This window comes from Nocardia seriolae NBRC 15557, from assembly GCF_007990715.1.
GTDB classification, from domain to species: Bacteria; Actinomycetota; Actinomycetes; order Mycobacteriales; family Mycobacteriaceae; genus Nocardia; species Nocardia seriolae.
The window spans coordinates 1-2671 of the sequence record NZ_BJWY01000240.1 but is presented as its reverse complement, the minus strand read 5'-3'; the positions used below and the strand labels follow the sequence as shown (position 1 = coordinate 2671).

At 67.7% G+C, this 2671-nt stretch carries 4 protein-coding genes; 1 reads left to right on the top strand and 3 read right to left on the bottom strand.

Going from position 1 to position 2671, the window contains the following annotated elements:
• Positions 1-5 precede the first annotated feature (5 nt).
• Positions 6-899, bottom strand: a complete 894-nt coding sequence (locus NS2_RS35375; RefSeq protein WP_033091722.1) for a hypothetical protein — start codon at positions 897-899, stop codon at positions 6-8.
• A gap of 151 nt (positions 900-1050) precedes the next feature.
• Between NS2_RS35375 and NS2_RS35370 the strand changes: the two genes are divergently transcribed.
• Positions 1051-1488 carry an SRPBCC family protein gene (locus NS2_RS35370; RefSeq protein WP_033091723.1) on the top strand — a complete coding sequence of 146 codons (438 nt, stop codon included), beginning with the start codon at positions 1051-1053 and terminating at the stop codon, positions 1486-1488.
• On the opposite strand, the gene NS2_RS35365 is transcribed toward NS2_RS35370, so the two are convergent.
• On the bottom strand, positions 1485-1835 hold the full coding sequence (locus NS2_RS35365) for a VOC family protein (RefSeq protein ID WP_033091720.1): 351 nt from the start codon (positions 1833-1835) through the stop codon (positions 1485-1487). The two genes, NS2_RS35370 and NS2_RS35365, sit on opposite strands and share 4 nt — an antisense overlap.
• Positions 1836-1850: 15 nt before the next feature.
• The gene (locus tag NS2_RS35360) at positions 1851-2660 is read right to left on the bottom strand and encodes a MerR family transcriptional regulator (protein ID WP_033091721.1); all 810 of its coding nucleotides are present in this window, start codon (positions 2658-2660) and stop codon (positions 1851-1853) included.
• Positions 2661-2671 lie beyond the last annotated feature (11 nt).

Sequence of the window (2671 nt, the reverse complement as noted above, 5' to 3'; positions counted from 1 at the left end):
GGACACTAGAACGTATTGGACGGGCGCAGTGCGTATTCCACGATCTCCGTCACGTCCTCGTCGGTGTAGATGCCCGGCAGCGGCAGTTCCAGCCGCTCCAGCAGCTTGCGCACCTGGCTGATGCCGGGCTCGGCGGGCGGTCGCAGTTCGTTGTCGCGGCCCAACGGGAGGTGTCGCGCCTGCTTGAAGCTCAAGGCCAATTCGCGTGTGAGATCGGAGTATTGGGTCTTGCCGCGTTCGAACAGCAGCGCCGGGGTGTTGGAACCGCGCTGGTTCATGATGACGACACTGTCGGACATGTCCCACCGATACGTCGTCACCACCGCCGACAGCGCCAGCTCGATGGTCAGCAGCTCGGACTGGGCCCGGTACCAGGCGCAGGCCAGGACGGTGGCGTAGGACTGCTTGCGGATCCGGTCGGTGGTCCACGGCCGCCCGTTCAGGTCACCGCCCGGCCGCAGCGCGTTGCGGTGCTGCGCCTCCACCTCGCACAGCATCTCGTCGGCGGGGTCGAGGACCTCCACCCGCAGACTCAGCAGATGCTGTTCGGCGCGCACGCGGCCCAGAAAGAACGGCAGGGTCTCGGCCCGCAGGTAGGTTCCGGTGCCGCCCTTGTAGATCCAGGTGTCGGTATCGCGGCGGGCCAGCGCCTGCGCCTGATCGATCTCCGGCCCGTAGAGCAGCCGCACCGCCGCGGACTCCCGGACCAGGCGGGTGATGCGATTGCGGTCCCGCAGCAACGTCACCGCGAGCAAGCTGAGCACCAGCAGGACCGCCCCCTGCACCGGATCCAGCTTGGCGGTCTTGTCGATGGCCTCCACGATCACGGCCGTGATCGCGATGACGATGGCGATCACCGCGTCGATATTGAGCCGCATCCACGTCACGAACCGCGTCATCACCGCGACCTCCCCGCGCACAAGTGCCCCCAGAATAGGTGGCCGACCCGACCCGGCGCAGCGAACCGGCGCGTCGCGATCCGGCGTAGCATGACCGAGCGGTAACAGGGCAGAGTGCCGGTCAGCCCGCGTAATCACAAAGGAGCACATGGTGGGACAGGTCAGCGCCTCCAGTTCGATCGTCGTGGCGGCGGATCCGAAGCGCACCCTCGATGCGATCGCGGACTACGAGACAGTGCGGCCGAAGATCCTCTCCGCGCACTACCGCGACTACAAGGTGGTCGAGGGCGGGCAGGGCGCGGGCACCGTCGCCGAGTGGACGCTGCAGGCCACCGAGAGCCGCCAGCGCAATGTGCGCGCCGCCGTCTCGGTCTCCGATTCCATGGTGACCGAACGGGATTCGAACTCCTCCATGGTCACCGCCTGGACCGTGACCCCGTCGGGCTCCGGCTCGCTGGTCACCGTGCGCACCACCTGGAAGGGCGCGGGCGGCATCGGCGGCATCTTCGAGGGCATCTTCGCGCCCATCGGCCTGAAGAAGATCCAGGCCGAGGTGCTCGCGAACCTGAAGAAGGAACTCGACGCCTAGCTCTGCGCGCCGATATCGAAGAGGTTGCCCTCCGGGTCGGCCAGCGTCGCCCACTTCGCGCCGTATTCGTCGAAGTCCGCGATGTGCTTGGCCCCCAGGGCGACCGCGCGCTCGATCTCATCGGCCAGCGTGCCGCCGGTCAGATCCAGATGCAGGACGTTCTTGCCCGGATTCTTGTCCGGCACCGCGACGAACATGAACGTCGGCGTGGCGGCCTTCATATCGATGGAGGCGAAGTGCACGCTCGCGCCCTCATCGACGGGACGGTCCATCAGCTGCGCGTAGAAGCCCGCCAGCGTGGCGGCATCGTGGCAGTCGACGACGATGTTGGCGAGGGACAGTGCCATGGTTTCTCTCCTTTTTCAGATCCGGCCGATCGGCCAGCAGACTTCGGTGCGGTAGTCGGCAGGCTCGGCGTCGCCGGGCCCCACCAGGTAGATCTCGCGCACGGGTTCGGGCAGCGCGGAATCGTGTTCGGCCACATGGCTGCCCAGTGCGCCATAGGTGCGGTCGAAGTCGTCGAACGCGCCCGCGTGCACGGTGACGGCGAAGCGGCGGGCGGGCAGCTCCGTGACGAGCGCGGTGTCGAAGCGGTCCCGGTGCCCGGCCTCGATCGGCACGTAGGTGACGACCTCGCCGCGGTCGTATTCGAAGAATTCGGGCGCGTAGGTGGCCCCGCCGGGACCGGCGGGCGCGAGCTCGGCGGCGGCCAGGCTGCCGTAGAGCGTGCCGAAGCTGTACTCGCACCACGGGCCGCAGTCCTCCCGCGCCGCCGTCGTGGTCATGGCCAGCACCGGAAGGCTTGCGATGGAACGGTATTCGACGCTGATCCCGGTCGCCGGCAGCAGCAGCGCCTCAAGCGAGGCCACCACGTCGCGGGTGCGCACCAGCTCGGCCTCCATGCGCTCGAGATGCGCGCGAATGCCCGCGTCCCGGGCCGCCTGGTCCGGGGCCGCCATGACCGCCTTGATCTCCGGCAGCGGCATGTTCAGCTCGCGCAGCCGCTTGATCAGATGCGCCTGATCCACCTGCGCCGTCGAATAGAACCGATACCCCGAGTCCGGGTCGATGGCGACCGGCTCCAGCAGCTCGATCTCGTGGTAGTAGCGCAGCGTCTTGATGGTCAGGTAGGTGAGTCTCGAGAACTCGCCGATCGGAACCGTTGCCGTCATGCCCTAATACT

What these genes read in the sequence shown, in the direction of transcription:
- NS2_RS35375 (WP_033091722.1), bottom strand. Translation starts at nt 899, where the DNA reads ATGACGCGGTTCGTGACGTGGATGCGGCTCAATATCGACGCGGTGATC.
- NS2_RS35365 (WP_033091720.1), bottom strand. Translation starts at nt 1,835, where the DNA reads ATGGCACTGTCCCTCGCCAACATCGTCGTCGACTGCCACGATGCCGCC.
- NS2_RS35360 (WP_033091721.1), bottom strand. Translation starts at nt 2,660, where the DNA reads ATGACGGCAACGGTTCCGATCGGCGAGTTCTCGAGACTCACCTACCTG.